This window comes from Musicola keenii (assembly GCF_014855505.1).
In the GTDB taxonomy this organism is placed as follows: Bacteria; Pseudomonadota; Gammaproteobacteria; order Enterobacterales; family Enterobacteriaceae; genus Musicola; species Musicola paradisiaca.
Genome location: NZ_JAAWVW010000002.1, coordinates 248,098 through 266,666 on the forward strand (window position 1 = coordinate 248,098; position 18,569 = coordinate 266,666).

At 56.7% G+C, this 18,569-nt stretch carries 10 protein-coding genes; 3 read left to right on the forward strand and 7 right to left on the reverse strand.

All coding sequences use genetic code 11. The annotated features are described in order from the left end of the window. From dmsA to lrp, 7 genes are all read right to left on the reverse strand, one after another. Positions 1–2,445 (reverse strand): dimethylsulfoxide reductase subunit A, encoded by a 2,445-nt coding sequence (gene dmsA / locus HEP82_RS03420; RefSeq protein ID WP_192456792.1) that lies wholly within the window; start codon positions 2,443–2,445, stop codon positions 1–3. A gap of 348 nt (positions 2,446–2,793) precedes the next feature. Continuing rightward, entirely contained in the window at positions 2,794–5,244 is a 2,451-nt protein-coding gene (locus HEP82_RS03425) for a DmsA/YnfE/YnfF family dimethyl sulfoxide reductase (protein WP_192456793.1), read from the reverse strand. 499 nt (positions 5,245–5,743) lie between these two features. Next, positions 5,744–7,039, reverse strand: coding sequence for a serine--tRNA ligase (gene serS, locus HEP82_RS03430; protein ID WP_192456794.1), 1,296 nt, complete (start codon positions 7,037–7,039; stop codon positions 5,744–5,746). 107 nt (positions 7,040–7,146) lie between these two features. Further along, a complete protein-coding gene (locus HEP82_RS03435; RefSeq protein WP_192456795.1) occupies positions 7,147–8,490 on the reverse strand; it encodes a replication-associated recombination protein A in 1,344 nt (447 codons plus the stop codon). A gap of 7 nt (positions 8,491–8,497) precedes the next feature. Next, positions 8,498–9,109, reverse strand: a complete 612-nt coding sequence (gene lolA, locus HEP82_RS03440; protein WP_192456859.1) for an outer membrane lipoprotein chaperone LolA — start codon at positions 9,107–9,109, stop codon at positions 8,498–8,500. Positions 9,110–9,262: 153 nt separating this feature from the next. Further along, positions 9,263–12,739 (reverse strand): DNA translocase FtsK 4TM domain-containing protein, encoded by a 3,477-nt coding sequence (locus HEP82_RS03445; RefSeq protein WP_192456796.1) that lies wholly within the window; start codon positions 12,737–12,739, stop codon positions 9,263–9,265. Between the two features lie 115 nt (positions 12,740–12,854). Beyond that, positions 12,855–13,349 (reverse strand): leucine-responsive transcriptional regulator Lrp, encoded by a 495-nt coding sequence (lrp, locus tag HEP82_RS03450; RefSeq protein WP_010277211.1) that lies wholly within the window; start codon positions 13,347–13,349, stop codon positions 12,855–12,857. Positions 13,350–13,860: 511 nt separating this feature from the next. Here lrp and trxB point away from each other — a divergent pair. From trxB to cydC, 3 genes are all read left to right on the forward strand, one after another. Further along, on the forward strand, positions 13,861–14,820 hold the full coding sequence (trxB, locus tag HEP82_RS03455) for a thioredoxin-disulfide reductase (RefSeq protein ID WP_192456797.1): 960 nt from the start codon (positions 13,861–13,863) through the stop codon (positions 14,818–14,820). Positions 14,821–15,044: 224 nt separating this feature from the next. Continuing rightward, a complete protein-coding gene (gene cydD / locus HEP82_RS03460; RefSeq protein ID WP_192456798.1) occupies positions 15,045–16,811 on the forward strand; it encodes a heme ABC transporter permease/ATP-binding protein CydD in 1,767 nt (588 codons plus the stop codon). 17 nt (positions 16,812–16,828) lie between these two features. Then, entirely contained in the window at positions 16,829–18,550 is a 1,722-nt protein-coding gene (cydC, locus tag HEP82_RS03465) for a heme ABC transporter ATP-binding protein/permease CydC (RefSeq protein WP_192456860.1), read from the forward strand. Positions 18,551–18,569 lie beyond the last annotated feature (19 nt).

Here is an 18,569-nt window from a genome sequence, read left to right on the forward strand (position 1 = left end):
CTAAATTTTTTGTACTTCAACCAGATTGGTATGTGAGGGGTTCCCTTTCGCCAGCGGCGAAGGGCGTTGCGTCGTCAGCACATTAATGCAGCCGCTCTGATCGACCCGACGGGCATCCGGGTCATACCAGGCCCCTTCCCCCAGCGCGACGACGCCGGGAATAATGCGCGGCGTAACTTTGGCCGCCACTTCAACCTGGCCCCGATCGTTCCAGATTCGTACCCGATCGCCGCTGGCAATCCCGCGGGCGCGGGCGTCAAGCGGGTTGATCCACATTTCCTGCGGACACGCGGCTTTGAGCAATTCAACATTGCCGTAAGTGGAATGGGTGCGGGATTTATAATGGAACCCACTGAGTTGCAGCGGATAATGACGCATGAGCGGGTCGTCATAGTTTTCGAAACCGGCATGATAAACCGGCAACGGGTCGATGACGTCGCCCGGCGATAACGTCCAGCTACCGGCGATGGCAGCCAGCGCCGCGGAGTAAATCTCAATCTTTCCGGACGGCGTGGTCAGCGGGTGGGCCTGCGGATCGGCGCGGAATGCCTTGTACGCCACAAAATGCCCGTTGGGATCGCGCTCCTTATACATCCCTTGCTGACGGAATGCATCAAACTCCGGCAGCGCCGGCATCAATGCCCGCGACTGCTGGTGCAGGTAGCGCATCCATTGCTCCTGAGTGCGCCCTTCGGTGAAGGCCTGCTCCACCCCCAGCCGTCGGGAGAGATCGGTCAGCATGTCGTAGATCGTGCGGCACTCAAACCGGGGGGCAATCACCCGATCGGCGAAAATCACATAAGCCATGTTGCCGCAGGACGCATCCAGACAGAAATCCATCTGCTCCGCCGCCGTACAGTCCGGCAACAGGATATCGGCGTACTTTGCAGAGGCCGTCATGTGATTATCGATCACCACAATCATTTCGCACTTGCTGTCATCCTGTAGGATTTCATGGGTACGATTGATTTGGGAATGCTGATTAATCAAACAGTTGCCGGCATAGTTCCAGATAAATTTAATCGGTACGTCCAGCTTATCCTTACCGCGCACCCCATCCTTCAACGCCGTCATTTCCGGCCCTCGTTCAATGGCGTCCGTCCACATGAACATGGAAATGCTGGTTTTCACCGGGTTGGTCAATGTCGGCATCCGCACGAATGCCGTCCCGTAGGAGCTTTCCCGTGCACCGCTGTTACCACCGTGAATTCCCACGTTGCCGGTAAGAATCGGCAGCATGGCGATCGCCCGCGAGGTCAGTTCGCCATTGGCGCGCCGTTGCGGCCCCCATCCCTGAGCGATGAAGGCCGGTTTGACGCTGCCGATTTCCCGCGCCAACCGGATGATGGTCTCGGCCGGGATACGGGTAATGGCCGCCGCCCACTGCGGCGTCTTGGCGATACCGTCGGCTCCCTGCCCGAGGATATAAGCTTTGTAATGCCCGTTAGCCGGCGCGCCGGGTGGCAGGGTTTTCTCATCATAGCCAACGCAGTATTTATCCAAAAAGGCCTGATCCACCTGATTTTCGGTGATCAGCACATACGCCATCCCCGCCACCAGCGCGGCGTCCGTTCCCGGATAGATGGGGATCCATTCATCTTCCCGGCCGGCACCGGTATCGGTGTAGCGGGGATCGATAACAATCAGTTTGGCGTTCGACTTCCGGCGCGCTTCCTCCAGATAATAGGTCACGCCGCCCCCGCTCATCCGGGTTTCGGCCGGGTTATTACCGAACAGCACCACCAGTTTGCTGTTTTCGATATCCGAGGGGCTGTTGCCGTCCGCCCAGCCGCCATAGGTATAATTCAGCCCGACCGTAATCTGCGCCGTGCTGTAGTCACCGTAATGGTTGAGGTAGCCGCCATAGCAATTCATCAGACGCGCCACCAGCGTTTTCCCCGGCGGCCATGAGCGCGTCATCGTACCGCCCAGCGTGCCGGTGCCATAATTCAGGTAGACGGCTTCATTACCATATTTGCTCACGGTGTTTTTCAGGCTGGCCGCGACGATATCCAACGCTTCATCCCAACTGATACGCTCGAATTTCCCTTCTCCGCGCTTGCCTACGCGCTTCATCGGGTACTTCAAGCGGTCGGGATGATAAACGCGACGGCGCATCGAACGGCCCCGCAGGCAAGCCCGCACCTGATGCAGGCCGTCGTACTCGTCATCGCCGGTATTATCGGTTTCAACGTAACGAATTTCGCCGTCAACCACATGCATACGCAATGGGCATCGACTGCCGCAGTTTACGGTACAGGCACTCCAGACAACCTGTTCCGCAGACGTTGATGAAGAGACGGATTGCCCGGCGAACGCCCGGCTGGCAAAGGGTAACGCCAGGTTGCCGACCGCCGCCGCAATACCGCACAGCGCGCCGTTTTTCACCAACGAACGGCGGCTGAGCGGGTACAGGAGTACAGAAGATTTCTTGACATTGTTCATAAGCCGAACCCACTTTCGTCAAAAGGGAGTGGAGAGCCAGAACAAAAAATGCCCTGGTTGGAACGCGGTGATACAAGGGCTGATGGACAGCAGACGTCACCGCAGAGACAGGCGAATGCAGCACAACGAGTAGAATAGTTATGGATGATAATTAATAAAGACACGATAACCGCATGAATCACATCATATTTTAGGGTAGCTGCCACAGATTCGATGCCACCCTGACGGATGCCTGACCGGCCCGATACACCATCACGGCATCGGCGCGCCGCCATGACATATCGCCATGCCAGACACGCCGCTGCACCGACTCGGTACCTGACCATGATGGTTCCCTCTTCGTGCCTCTTAAACCCGGGCGATATCGACCAGGTTGGTATGTTGCGGATTCCCCTTCGCCAGCGGCGACGGCCGTAACATCGTCAGGGTATTGATGCAACCGCCCCGGTCGATACGGTCAGCAGCCATTTCCGCCTGATGCCAGGCGCCCTGCGGCATCGCGGTCACACCGGGAATAATACGCGGCGTCACCTTTGCCTGTAGCCGTACCTCGCCACGGGCGTTGAAGACTTTGACCCAATCGCCGTTGCGGATACCGCGCGTGGCGGCATCCAATGGGTTCATCCAGATTTCCTGCGGACAAGCCGCCTTGAGCAACTCAATGTTGCCGTAAGTCGAATGGGTTCTGGCCTTATAATGGAAACCGATCATCTGCAAGGGATAGCGCTGGCGCAGAGCATCGTCCCACCCCTCAGCGGTGGAGGCATACACCGGCAGCGGGCTGATGACGTCATCGGGTTTTAATTCCCAACTGGCGGCGACTTTCGCCAATGCCTCGGAGTAGATCTCAATTTTGCCTGACGGCGTTTTCAGCGGGTTCTTCACCGGATCGTCACGGAACGCTTTATACGCCACATAGTGTCCAGCCGGGTCTTTGCGTTTGTATATGCCCATCGCCCGTAACGTTTCAAAATCCGGCAACGTGGGATCTTTAGCCCGGGTTTTATCGTACAGATACGTCAGCCATTGCCGTTGCGTCCGCCCTTCGGTGAAACGCTGATGGACATCCGGCCCCAACCGACGTGCTACCTCGCTGAGGATGTCGTAAATCGGACGTCGTTCATATTTGGCGCTGGTCGCCGGCTGGATGAAAATCAGGTAGCCCATATTCCCGGCGTAATCATTGGGGATGATGTCCTCCTGCTCGATGGTCATCAAGTCAGGCAACAGGATGTCGGCATACTTCGCCGATGAGGTCATGAAATTCTCAATGACGACGATTTTCTCGCACAGCGCGTCATCCTGCAGAATTTCATGAGTCCGGTTGATGTCCGAATGCTGGTTGACCAGACAATTACCGGCATAGTTCCAGATAAACTTGATCGGCGTCATCAGCTGTTCGCGCCCCTGAACGCCATCCCGCTTCGCCGTCATCTCCGTACCGCGCACGATGGCGTCCGTCCAGGTAAAGCAGGAGATTTTCGTCTTAACTGGGTTGCTCAGCACCGGCATCCGTTCCACTTCCAGCGTGTAGGTGGACTCCCGCGCGCCGCTGTTGCCGCCGTTGATCCCCACATTGCCCGTCAGGATCGGCAGCATGGCTATCGCCCGCGACGTCAACTCACCGTTCATCTGCCGCTGCGGGCCCCACCCCTGACAGATATACGCCGGTTTGGTGCTGCCGATTTCCCGCGCCAGCTTGATGATACGATCCTGAGGAATGCCGGTAATGTCCGCCGCCCAGGCCGGTGTTTTGGCAATCCCGTCCCCCCCTTGTCCCAAAATGTAAGCCTTATAGTGCCCGTTCGACGGCGCGCCGGCAGGCAGCGTCTTTTCGTCGTACCCCACGCAATAGGTATCTAAAAACGCCTGATCAACCAGATTTTCCGTGATCAACACATAGGCCAGCCCCGCCACCAATGCGGCGTCGGTTCCCGGTCGAATCGGGATCCATTCGTCCTCCCGCCCTGCGGCGGTATCGGTATAACGTGGGTCGATCACGATCATCCGGGCGTTAGAGCGCGCCCGCGCCTGCTCCAGGTAATAGGTGATGCCGCCCCCGCTCATCCGGGTTTCCGCCGGGTTATTACCAAACATCACCACCAGTTTGCTGTTTTCGATATCGGAGGTGCTGTTGCCCATATTGCTGCCGTAGGTATACGGCATGGCATAGGCGATCTGCGCCGTGCTGTAGGTTCCGTATTGCCCAAGGGAACCGCCATAGCAGTTCATCAACCGTGTCACCAACGACGCTGAAGGGGAAGAACGAGTGATGTTGCCGCCGACGATGCCGGAACTGTAATTGATATACACCGATTCATTGCCGTACTTCTCTACCACCTGTTTCAGGCTCCCGGCAATTTCATCCAGTGCTTCGTCCCAACTGATACGTTTGAACTTTCCTTCGCCGCGCTTACCGACCCGTTTCATCGGGTATTTCAGCCGGTCGGGATGATTGATGCGCTGGCGGATGCTGCGCCCGCGCAGGCAGGCCCGTACCTGATGATTTCCGTACTGATCATCACCGGTGTTATCCGTCTCAACCCAGCGGATCACATCATTCTGCACATGAAAGCGCAGCGCACAGCGGCTGCCACAATTGACCGAACAGGCGCCCCATACCATCTTATCCGCCGCCGGTTCTCCTGATAACGTCGCCGTTCCCGCCGCCATCAGGGACTGGTAAGGCAACAAGACTTGCCCGATCGCCGCAGACAGGCCGGTCAGCGCCGTTGATTTAATGAACGAACGTCTATCCATACCCTGTTGCAGCAGGTCATGCGTTATTTTCCCCGACATCGTGCTCTCCCGAAAGCGGCAGAATACATTCAGGCGCGATGGCCAAATGCGCGATCATTCTGGTAACGGATCGCCACAGACTTACCAGCCTAGCGCTGACTACTCTGCATATTTTTGAATAACCTTATTACTCATAAGGATTATGCAGTTGGCATTTATTTTTGTTGTTTAATATCAACAAAGTAACCATTAGCGTTATATAGTTTTTAATACAACGAAGTTCATGCCTGACGCGGAAAATCACCCAAGGCGCCTGGCTGCTGGCGATATTGATATGTTTCGTGACGACACGGTGCACGGGGGTCAGCAGTAACAATCTGCTTTCATTGCTGGCGGATTTGACGTGGATTGTTGAAAGGGAACTAAGCGCATTGGCTCGTCGTACTTCAGCATAGTTCTTGAATTGCTCTATGAGGGGAAAACCTCACTGCCCCTGAATAACACCAGTAAAAAAGCGCCTCATGCGGCGCTTTTTTACTGTGCGGATAGTCGGCAGAAGTCAGCCGATAATGTCCAGCCCGCCCATATACGGACGCAGCACTTCCGGTACCTCGATACGGCCGTCGGCCTGCTGATAATTTTCCAGCACGGCAACCAGCGCACGACCCACCGCCAGACCAGAACCGTTCAGGGTATGCACCAGACGGGTTTTCTTGTCGCCTTTACCACGGCAGCGAGCCTGCATCCGACGAGCCTGGAAATCCCCCATATTGGAGCAGGAAGAGATTTCACGGTACGTGTTCTGGGCCGGCAACCAGACTTCCAGATCGTAGGTTTTGCAGGATCCAAAGCCCATATCCCCGGTACACAGCAGCACCTTGCGGTACGGCAGCTTCAGCAACTGCAACACTTTTTCCGCATGCCCGGTGAGTTCTTCCAATGCCTGCATGGAGTCTTCCGGACGAACGATCTGCACCATCTCCACTTTGTCGAACTGATGCACGCGAATCAAACCGCGCATATCGCGGCCATAAGACCCGGCCTCGGAGCGAAAACACGGCGTATGCGCAGTCAGTTTGATCGGCAGAGACTCTTCATCCAGAATTTCATCGCGTACCAGGTTGGTCAGCGGCACTTCTGCCGTCGGGATCAACGCATAGTTACTGGTTTCCGCTTCTTCTTCCAGCGGGCGAGTATGGAACAGATCTTCTTTGAATTTTGGCAACTGGCCGGTGCCGTACAGTGTGGCATGGTTGACCAGATAAGGAACGTAGGCTTCCTCATAACCATGTTCGGCGGTATGCAGGTTAAGCATGAACTGCGCCAGCGCGCGATGCAAACGAGCAACCTGACCTTTCATCACCGAGAAGCGGGAGCCGGTCAGCTTCACACCCAGCGCCATGCTCAAACCGCCGGAGAGTTCACCGAGGTCAACATGGTCACGTACCGGGAAATCGAACTGGCGGGGCTCGCCCCAGCGGAACACTTCCTGATTCTCGGAGTCATCTTTCCCCAGCGGTACACAATCGTCGGGCAGATTAGGGATAGTCAACGCAATGGCCTGGATATCGCTCTGGATCTGTTCCAGCTCAGCTTTGGCCGCATCCAGTCTTTCACCCAAGGTGTTGACTTCCCGGCGCAAAGGTTCGATATCTTCGCCGCGCGCTTTGGCGGAGCCTATTTCTTTCGATCGGGAGTTACGTTCTGCCTGCAAACTTTCTGTTTCGACCTGAAGCACTTTGCGGCGTTCTTCCAGTTTACGCAGCGCTTCCACATCCAGTTTAAAATCTCTGCGAGCCAGTAATTTTTCAGCAACTGCGTCTAGCTCATTACGCAGCAAATTGGGATCGAGCATGCTAGTCCTGTGCTTGTTTTATGAGTGGATAATCGATAATTACAGGGCGCCGGCCAACGACGCCTTGCAGCAGAAAGTATCGCGTAAACCTTACCGCAACCCTTAAATTAGCGGTAGCGTTTTGTCGGGCTATTTTGATCCTGTGCAGCAAGCCAGGCCAGCTTTTCGCCGATTTTGGCCTCTAACCCACGGGATGTCGGTTGATAATAGCGCGTTTCTGCCATTTCCTGCGGGAAGTAGACCTCCCCCGCCGCGTAAGCGTTGGTTTCATCATGGGCGTAGCGATATTCAGCCCCCAGCCCCATCTCTTTCATCAACGATGTCGGCGCATTGCGCAGATGGGCTGGAACATCATAATCCGGTTTATCCTTCGCATCGCGCATGGCGGCCTTGAAGGCGGTGTACACCGCATTACTTTTCGGTGCGCAGGCCAGATAAACAATCGCCTGCGCAATGGCCCGCTCGCCTTCGGCAGGCCCAACGCGGGTAAAGCAATCCCAAGCGGCGATCGCCACCTGCATAGCGCGCGGATCGGCATTGCCCACATCTTCCGAAGCGATGGCCAGCAAACGACGCGCAACATACAGCGGATCGCCGCCGGCGGTGATGATGCGGGCATACCAATACAACGCGGCATCCGGCGCAGAACCGCGTACTGATTTATGCAAGGCGGAGATCAGATCGTAGTAACGGTCGCCTTTGTTATCGAAACGGGCGCTACGCTCGCCGGACACCGCTTTCAACAACTCCAGCGTCAGGACGCGCTGCCCGGCGGGGTCGACCTCTGCCATATCCGCCATCATTTCCAGCAGATTCAGCGCCCGGCGCGCATCGCCGTTCACCAGCTCCGCTAACAGGCGGCGGGTCTCATCCGGCAGCACAATGTGTTGCCCGCCTAGCCCGCGCTCGCGATCGCCCATCGCCTGCGCCAGCACTTGTTCAATATCGGCGGTATCCAGTGATTTCAACAGATAAACGCGCGCTCGCGAGAGTAACGCCGAGTTGAGTTCAAATGAAGGGTTTTCCGTGGTGGCACCGATAAACGTCACCGTTCCATCTTCGATATGGGGCAGAAAAGCATCTTGCTGGCTTTTGTTAAAACGGTGCACTTCATCCACAAACAGAATGGTTCTGCGCCCGGCATTACGATTCTGGCGCGCCCGCTCGACTGCTTCTCGAATTTCCTTAATGCCGGACGTCACCGCCGAGATACGTTCGACATCCGCCTCACCATAACGACCAATCAATTCCGCCAGCGTGGTTTTGCCGGTGCCCGGCGGCCCCCACAAGATCATGGAGTGCAGTTGCCCGGTCTCAATAGCGCGCGGCAGTGGCTTGCCTGGCCCCAACAGATGTTGCTGACCGATATATTGCGCCAGCGTGGTCGGCCGCATGCGTGCGGCCAACGGCTGAAATTGATGGCTGGAAAAATCGAGAGACAGATTGCTCACACACGCCTCACTGACGTTGATCGTCCACCGTGACGTTTTTCGGCGGCGTAAAGTGGAATTTTGCTGAATCCACATCGATATTTTGCTGATTTTTCAGCGTATAAACGCTACGCTGCCCATCCTGTTCGGTGGCGGTGAACCCCTTGATAGTCCCGTCGCCGGTAACACTGATGGCGAATTGTTTCAGATTGCCGCTGGCGGCGCGCGGAACCAGCTGGAAATCGTCCCCGTTACGGGTCACGTTGTACTTGCTCCAGTCTTTCGGGTCATTTCGAGTAATCAGAATAAACGGTGTATTGCCTGTCGCGTCTTTCACCCAGGTCGCCGTTGCCTGCTCGACAAACGGATTGTAAAACCACAGGGTTTTGCCATCGGACACCAGCAGACTTTCATCCGGCGCAGTGGTTTTCCAGTTGAACAGATTGGGACGTTTTACCCACAGCTCGCCCTGACCTTCCTGCACGGTGGCACCATCACTGCCGGACACTTTCTGAGTGAAACCGGCATGGAAACTGTTCACTTTGCTGAGGCGGCTCTGCAAATCGCCAGCGGCATCCGCCAACGCCGCACCGGAAATAACGCTGCTCAACAAGCAACCGGCCATCAACCATTTCTTCAGCATAGATAAAATCCTTTCATTGTTCTGACCACATGCACGGCGGCCTGGGCCGCCGTTTCGATTGGGCGCTACTGTAGCCCAGACGCACCGTGCATGACAGACGAATTATCCGCTATTTTGCGCTTTTACGTTTCTTTTCACGGCAGCCATCACTCACTCCATCGGCGGCGGCGCCAGCACTTCGCGGTTGCCGTTATGCCCCGGACTGCTGACGATCCCCTGCATTTCCATCTGCTCGACGATACGCGCCGCCCGGTTATAGCCGATGCGGAATTGACGCTGCACGCCGGAGATGGAAGCGCGGCGTTTTTCCACCACGAAGGCCACAGCCTGGTCAAACAGCGGGTCAAGATCTTCATCGCCGTCAAAACCAAGACCACCTCCCTCACCGTCATCATCGCCACTGACGATATTATCGATATATTGCGGCCGCCCACGGGCTTTCCAGTCCTGCACTACCGCATGCACTTCCTGATCACGCACAAAGGCGCCGTGGACGCGCACCGGGATAGAAGAGTTCGGCGCCATATACAGCATGTCGCCCATCCCCAGCAGCGACTCGGCCCCCCCCTGATCGAGGATGGTGCGAGAGTCTATTTTGCTGGACACCGTAAAAGCGATGCGGGTCGGAATGTTAGCTTTGATAAGGCCGGTGATCACATCCACCGATGGACGCTGCGTCGCCAGCACCAGATGAATACCGGCGGCACGCGCTTTCTGCGCCAGGCGGGCAATCAGCTCTTCCACTTTCTTGCCCACCGCCATCATCAGATCAGCGAATTCGTCTACCATCACCACAATATACGGCAGTTTCTCCAGTACCGGCGGTTGGGTATCCATGCCGTCGGTCGGTTTCCAGAACGGATCCGGCACCGGACGGCCCATCGCCTCCGCCTGCATAATCCGTTCGTTGTAGCCGCTCAGATTGCGCACACCCAGCGCCGACATCAACTTGTAACGCCGTTCCATCTCACCGACACACCAGCGCAAGGCGTTGGCGGCGTCTTTCATATCAGTCACCACTTCGGTCAACAGATGCGGGATGCCCTCATAAACCGACAGCTCCAACATTTTCGGGTCGATCATAATGAACCGCACATCGTCCGGCGTAGACTTGTACAACATGCTGATAATCATGGCGTTGACACCAACCGACTTACCGGAACCCGTGGTTCCCGCCACCAACAGATGTGGCATCTTCGCTAGATCCGCCACGACCGGCGCACCTGCGATATCTTTGCCCAGAACTACCGCCAGCGGCGAAGGGTTATCACGAAATCTTTCGCAGTCCAGCACTTCCCGCAGGAATACGGTCTGCCGGTGTTGGTTCGGCAACTCAAGGCCGACATACGGTTTACCGGGGATAACTTCAACGATACGCACTGCCACCACCGACAGCGAACGCGCAAGGTCGCGCGCAAGGTTGGAAATACGCGCCGCCTTCACCCCCGGCGCTAAATCCAGTTCAAAACGGGTGATTACCGGCCCCGGCGAATAATCGACCACCGATGCCTTAACGCGATAGTCGGCTAGACGCGCCTCAATCAGCCGCGCCATCTGCTCCAGTTCAAATTCATCCACCGGCGCATCGTTGATGGATGGCGGCGTCAGTAAATCCAGTGAAGGCAGCGGCGTCGTTGGCGTATGCAGCGGCTGATCATTGCGCATCAGGAAGGGATGGATCAGGCTATTCATCAGCGGCGATGCCGGCTTGTCTTCCGGTTGCGTATGCGATGCCGGCGACGCCGCTGAAACGGCGGGGGCAAACAATAGAGCCTCATTATCCAGTTCTTCCTGAGCAGGCAAGGTAAACAGCGGTTCGGCAGGGCCGTCATCCACCAGATCGGCAAACGGCGATATCGCGAAGGCACCGCGTACATCCATTGTTGTTGCCGAAGACGGCTCACCTTCTACAGGCAATTCAGGCACAGAAGCAGCCACCGGCGGCGTCTCGTCTTCGTAGCGAACCTTCTGCTGTTCGGCGAAATCGCGGGCCAGACGCGCCTGCATTAACGCATCCTCATCTTCCTCCGGTACCGCATACTCTTCGCCATAACGGGTACGCTGTTGTTCCATAAACGCCTGACGCAATTCGGCTTCCTGGATCAGCGCCTGTTGTTCGTCATCATCCAACTGTTCGTCATCATCCAACGCGGGCTGGCTATCGAACATTCTGTCAGGCACCACGGTTTCGGTGACTGACGAAATATCAGCGTTGCGCTCCGGCGCATGCTCGTCACGCGGCAGGTCGATTGAGATTTCGTCCTGTGTTGCGCGGGCATGCCGCTCCGCCTCGCGCGCCTGCTGCTCTGCCAGACGCTGGGACGGTAGTTTGATACCGTAGGACGCCAATTCGCGGCGGGTAGGAATACGCACCGGATTTGGACGCGGCAACTCTGGCCCCATACCCCGTTTCACCTGGGGATTTTCGTTTTCATCCGTTGTAAAAGCGGGGGTAAACAGCGTATTGGTTTTCGATGTCACCGCAGAATCCGGTTCAGGAACGGCAAAAACGGGTGCCGTCGATGCGGCGACACGAGAGATGCGATCCTCCGGCTGCACGCTGAGCGCGTGCCAGTCTGCTACCTTATTGAACGATGGCTCAGGCGGCTGTGCCGGCTCAGACGACGCTTTGACGACCAGTGCCGCTGACACCACTGACGACACCGTATACGCCGGTTGCATCGAGGCGGACGGCGCAACCGATGCTGTGGTGGGCGATGGCGATGCGTCGGCTGAAGACGGCGCATCCACCGGGCTCAGAGCCGAGTCATGCGCGATAGCAGGGAGCGAAACGTCCAGCCGCGGCGTGCTTTCATCGGGACGAGGCCTATCCTCCGTCTCCGGCGCTTGCATCGCTTCGGACGCCGCCGCGCTAATACCGGGCGCAGAGAACAGAACATCGTCGGTATCGTCACGCCGGTCAGTCCCGGGTTCGTCGGCGTGAGCAGCATCGACCGTATCATTCGGCACCGTGTCGTCATCCGCTTCATCGTAATGATAGTCATCGTCGCGACGGCGGGTGGAAAAGAACGTGAGACACCCCATGACTGCTGCGCCAATCTTTTCGGCGATGGTCAGCCACGACCAGCCGGTGAATAACGTCAGGCCGGTCGCCCACACACACAGCAGGATCATGGTGGCGCCGATATTGTTAAATCGGGGAATCATTGAACTGCTGAGCAAACTGCCCAGCACGCCGCCGGAAGCAAAATAATAGATGTCGTCAACGTTCAACGCGGCCAGCCCACAGGACGTCAGGATCAGCGCCAATGTCCCGATAAGGCGCAGCGACAGGGTGAAATAATCAATGATGTGCTCATGATTACGTGACCGGTGAACCGCCCAGCACAGCGAGAGCATTATCGGCGGTATGGCATAAGCCAGCACGCCGAATATAAAGAATAAGGTATCCGCCAGCCAGGCGCCGGCCCCGCCGCCCAGGTTGTGAATCGGCTCATGCCAAGCCGTTTGCGACCAGCTGGGATCCGAGGGGCTGAAACTCAGCAGCGCGACCGCCAAATAAACGGCGAACAGCGCTGCCACGATAAGCATCGCTTCTAATAAGCGGCGACCCGCGCTGAGCGTTTTCAGCGTCACGTCTTTGTCTTCGGTGTATTCCTGGCTCAAGCCAATCTCCAGGTTCCTGCAAATGTGCCATAACAAAGCGCCGAGGGTGCCCCGGCGCATGCTGTATATATTCACAGGAGTGTAGCTAAATTTACCGGATTATGCATCCCTGCCATCAGCGAGTTTTAATCACCAGCCGGTTACTCTGCTTCACTTCTTCCATCACCACATAGGTGCGGGTGTCGTTGACGCCTGGCAGACGCAGCAGCGTTTCACCCAACAACTTGCGGTAAGCTGACATATCCGGCACGCGGGTTTTGAGCAGATAGTCAAAATCACCGGAAACCAGATGACACTCCTGAATTTCTTCCAGCTTCTGCACGGCGGCATTGAACTGTTCAAACACATCCGGTGCGCCGCGGTTCAGCGTAATCTCCACAAACACCAACAATGATGCATCCAGATAATGCGGATTCAACAGTGCAGTGTAACCATTAATAAAGCCCTGCCGCTCCAATCGACGAACACGCTCCAGACACGGGGTGGGTGAAAGACCAACCCGCTTGGAGAGCTCCACGTTGGAGATACGACCATCTTTTTGCAGTTCGTTCAGGATATTGCGATCAATGCGGTCAAGATCTTTTCCCGGACGTTTCTTCGTGTCTACCATTCTTGTTGTCTCTCTTCATCCTTCCCTGCTTAATTGCTGTCTCTGACCAACCTCATGTACCAGAGCTGCCCTAAAGAAGACCCCTGCCTTTTGTTGTACAATAGTGTCCCCGTCAGTCGTCGGCGCATCGGCGTTAAAACAGCATTCCACAAAAAGCGGCACTGTGTTTCCATCCAGATAAAAGCTGATGAAAAGCGGAGCATTCAACTATTCACATACAAAAAATTTCCTCTTCCAAGGATGTTTTCGCAAAACTACAGCCGATTGTCAAAGCAAAACAATTAAAATCAGGAGAAAGTGCCAGATTCACGCTTTCCTCCCTGAATTGACTGGTTTTTCCCGCATCGCACGTCCCCTCTTAATGCAAAGATCCGGCCCCCTATCGCGCCACGGTATTCCAATAACCTGTAACGATTAGACAAATAGCCAACAACATTCCACTACACTTTTTTTACCGAAGTAATTTCCTTACAATCGCTGCCATCGTCCGTTCACACGAATTGAGGAACTCATGAGCACTGCCAAACATCGTAAATTATTGATTCTGGGTTCAGGCCCGGCCGGTTACACCGCCGCGGTCTATGCTGCACGGGCCAATTTACAACCGCTGCTGATCACTGGCATGGAAAAAGGCGGCCAGTTAACCACCACGACTGAAGTTGAAAACTGGCCCGGCGATCCAAACGATCTGACCGGCCCACTACTGATGGAACGCATGCATGACCATGCCGTCAAATTCAATACCGAAATCGTTTTCGACCATATCAACCACGTCGATCTGCAACAGCGCCCGTTCCGCCTGTTCGGCGACAGCGATGAATACACCTGCGACGCGCTGATCATCGCTACCGGCGCTTCCGCACGCTATTTAGGGCTTCCCTCTGAAGAAGCCTTTAAAGGCAAGGGCGTTTCCGCCTGCGCCACCTGTGACGGTTTCTTCTATCGCCAACAGAAAGTCGCCGTTGTCGGCGGTGGCAATACCGCCGTGGAAGAGGCGTTGTACTTATCCAACATCGCCGCCGAAGTGCACCTAATTCATCGTCGCGACAGCTTCCGCGCTGAAAAAATTCTGATCGACCGCCTGATGGCGAAAGTCGACAGCGGCAACATCGTACTGCACACCTATCGCACGCTGGATGAAGTGATCGGCGACGACATGGGCGTTACCGGCGTGCGCCTGCGCAATACGCAGAGCGACGCCACCGAACAGTTGGATGTCGCCGGTGTCTTCATCGCTATTGGCCACAGCCCGAATACGGCGATCTTCAACGGCCAGTTGGCGTTGGAAAACGGCTACATAAAGGTGCAATCGGGCATCAACGGCAACGCTACCCAGACCAGCATTCCTGGCGTTTTCGCCGCCGGAGACGTCATGGATCACAACTACCGCCAGGCGATTACATCTGCCGGCACCGGTTGTATGGCCGCGCTGGATGCTGAACGCTATTTGGACAGCCTGAACGACAAATAACTGCCCCCTCCCGGAGGCCCATGCTTCCGGGATATCGCTCTTTCTGCTCTGCGTACTCTCCCGCAAAAATTGATCAACACCCCTATCCGACTTTTGCTTTTCTTTTGCAGTGACACGCTGTCGCGGTAACATGACGCCAACCTAACCGTTGCCAGCCCCTTATGTTAACCAACGGTTATATAAGCGTTATTTTTACGTAATTCACAGGAAGCGACTCTTTAGCAATGAAAGACACCCGACAACGCGAACTGCTGCGCTGGCTCAAACAGCAAAGCAAACTGGCGCACCGCTGGTTACGACTCTCACTGCTGCTGGGGGTCATCAGCGGCCTGCTGATCGTCGCTCAGGCTTGGCTGATGGCGTCGCTGCTGCATGCGCTGATGATCGAGCACACACTCCGTCCGGCGCTGACGCCCTTGTTTCTGTGGCTGGCGGCAGCTTTTATGCTGCGGGCCGCAGTCAGTTGGATGCGGGAGCGCGTCGGCTTTCGCTGCGGTCTGGCGGTACGGCGTCAGGTTCGCCGCCAGGTACTTGACCGGCTACAGCAATTGGGGCCAGCCTGGATTCAGGGCAAACCCGCAGGAAGCTGGGCTAGCCTGATTCTGGAGCAGGTCGACAATATGCAGGACTACTACGCCCGTTACCTGCCGCAAATGTATCTGGCCGCACTGATTCCAGTGCTGATTTTGGCGGTCGTTTTCCCAGTGAACTGGGCGGCCGGGCTGATTCTGTTTCTTACCGCGCCGCTGATTCCGCTGTTTATGGCGCTGGTCGGCATGGGCGCCGCCGATGCTAACCGCCGCAATTTTCAGGCGCTGGCGCGGCTAAGCGGTCACTTTCTCGATCGGCTGCGCGGGCTGGACACACTGCGGCTGTTTCATCGCGGCCACACAGAAATCGACAGTATCCGTCAGGCTTCAGAGGATTTTCGCAGCCGGACGATGGACGTGCTGCGCATGGCGTTCCTGTCATCCGGCGTGCTGGAGTTTTTCGCGTCAGTATCCATCGCCGTAGTGGCGGTATATTTCGGTTTTTCCTACCTCGGCGAGCTGCATTTCGGCAGCTATGGCACTGCAGTGACGCTGTTTGCAGGGTTCCTGGTACTTATCCTCGCTCCGGAATTCTTTCAGCCATTGCGTGATCTCGGTACTTTTTATCATGCCAAGGCCCAAGCCATCGGCGCGGCCGAAGCGCTCCACCGTTTTCTGACCACCGAAGGCGAGGCCGTTGGCAACGGCCAGACACGCTTTCACAGCGATCAACCGGTAGAGATTGTGGCGGAAAACCTTACGCTGCATTCGCCAACCGGCAAAGCGCTGGCCGGACCGCTCACATTTCATCTGAAGGCCGGCCAACGTGTAGCGTTGGTGGGCACCAGCGGGTCGGGCAAGACGTCGCTGCTGAATGTGCTGCTCGGTTTCCTACCTTACCGCGGCTCACTGACAGTCAATGGGCAGGAGCTGAATACACTCTCCCTGACCGCGTGGCGCAAGCATTTAAGCTGGGTCGGCCAAAACCCTCATCTGCCGGCCGCCACCCTCCGGCAAAACATCACGCTGGGGCGTCCCGATATCAGCGAAGCAGCGGTACAGCAGGCGCTGGAACGGGCCTGCGTGCAGGAATTTCTCCCCCATCTGCCCCAAGGGCTGGATACCACGATCGGCGACGGTGCGGCGCGTCTGTCCGTCGGTCAGGCGCAGCGGGTAGCGGTGGCGCGCGCGTTGCTCCACCCATGCCAGTTGTTGTTGCTGGATGAACCCGCCGCCAGTCTGGATGCGCACAGCGAACAACTGGTGATGCATGCGCTTAATCAGGCGGCGTTACGGCAAACTACCCTGCTGATCACTCACCAACTGCAGGATATTCAACATTATGATGAAATCTGGGTGATGGATAACGGTCAGCTGGTGCAACGCGGTCACTTTGCTGAATTAAACCGGACGGCAGGCCCGTTCGCCGACTTGCTGGCCCAGCGTCATGGAGAACTGTAATGGATAAGATTCAAGTGATGCAGGCGCTTAAACCCTTTTTAGCCCTTTATCGACGTCATTTCTGGCAGCTTGGCTTGGGCATCATACTGGCGATCGTCACATTGCTGGCCAGTATCAGCCTGCTGACGCTGTCCGGCTGGTTTCTTGCCGCGTCGGCGATTGTCGGCCTGCTGGGACTGACGACGTTCAATTACATGTTGCCAGCCGCTGGCGTGCGGGGCGCGGCGATTATCCGCACCGCCAGCCGTTATTTCGAGCGACTGGTCAGCCATGACGCTACTTTTCGGGTGTTGATGCACCTGCGGGTATTTACCTTCAGCCGGCTCCTGCCGTTGTCTCCCGGCGGATTGAGCCAGTTTCGTCAGGCTGAATTACTTAACCGCTTGGTCGCAGACGTGGATACGCTCGATCATCTTTATCTGCGGGTGATATCCCCATTGGTCAGCGCGCTGGCCGTGATTCTGGCGATCACTTACGGCCTGAGCCTGATTGACGGTTCGCTGGCACTGACGCTGGGTGCCATCCTGCTGGCGATGTTGCTATTATTGCCCCCCGTTTTTTATCGTGCCGGGCAGCCGATCGGCGTGGCGTTGACCGAACTGCGCGCCGATTATCGTGTTCAATTGACCACCTGGCTGCAAGGGCAAGCCGAGCTGACTATCTTTGGCGCGCTGGCGTCCTTCCGCCAGCAGTTGGATCACTGGGAAGAGCGCTGGTTCGCGCGTCAGGAACAACAGGCAAGCTTGAGCGCACTTTCCCAGGCGTTGCTGATCGGCGCCAGCGGCATGACCGTCACGTTGATTCTGTGGTTGGCGGCGGGCGGTGTCGGCGGCAATGCCGAGCCGGGCCCGCTAATCGCGCTGTTCGTTTTTGCGGCATTGGCGGCATTCGAAACACTGGCGCCGGTGGCCGGCGCGTTCCAGCATATCGGGCAGGTTGCCGCGTCTGCCGTGCGCGTCAATCAGTTAATGACGTTGCCGCCAATGGTGGCGTTCCCAGTCGATGGGGCTGACGTGTCTGGTCAAATCAACGTGACGCTCAACAATGTTGGATTCACTTATCCCGATCAGCAACAACCGGTACTACGTTCGGTTTCACTGACGATTGCGCCGGGTGAGCACATCGCGTTGCTCGGCCGCACCGGCTGCGGTAAATCCACACTGTTGCAATTGCTCACCCGCGCCTGGGATTGCACCACCGGTGAAATTCTGCTCAATGACGTGCCAATTCAGGATTGGCCGGAATCCCGGCTGCGCGCCATGATGAGCGTTGTGCCGCAACGTGTGCACATATTCAGCGCAACGCTGCGGGACAATCTGTCGCTGGCCGCACCGCACGCTGACGATGAACAGTTAAAAAACGTGCTGATTCAGGTCGGTTTGGACAAGCTGCTGGCGGATGATGGGCTGAACACCTGGTTAGGGGAGGGCGGTCGTCAGTTATCTGGCGGCGAACAGCGACGCATCGCGCTGGCGCGAGCGCTGCTACACCCTGCCCCACTGGTGCTGCTGGATGAACCGACCGAAGGGCTCGATGCGGAGACCGAGCGACGGATACTTGAATTGTTGCGACAACATTGCATCGGCAAAACCCTGATGATCATCACTCACCGTTTGAATGGGTTGGAAAGCTTCGACCGCTTATGCATTATGGACGATGGTGCCCTGCTTGAGCAGGGCGATCATTCTGGTCTGATGGCACAGCAGGGGCGCTACTGGCAGTTTCATCAACGTCTGTAGCTCAATCGTCTGTAACGCA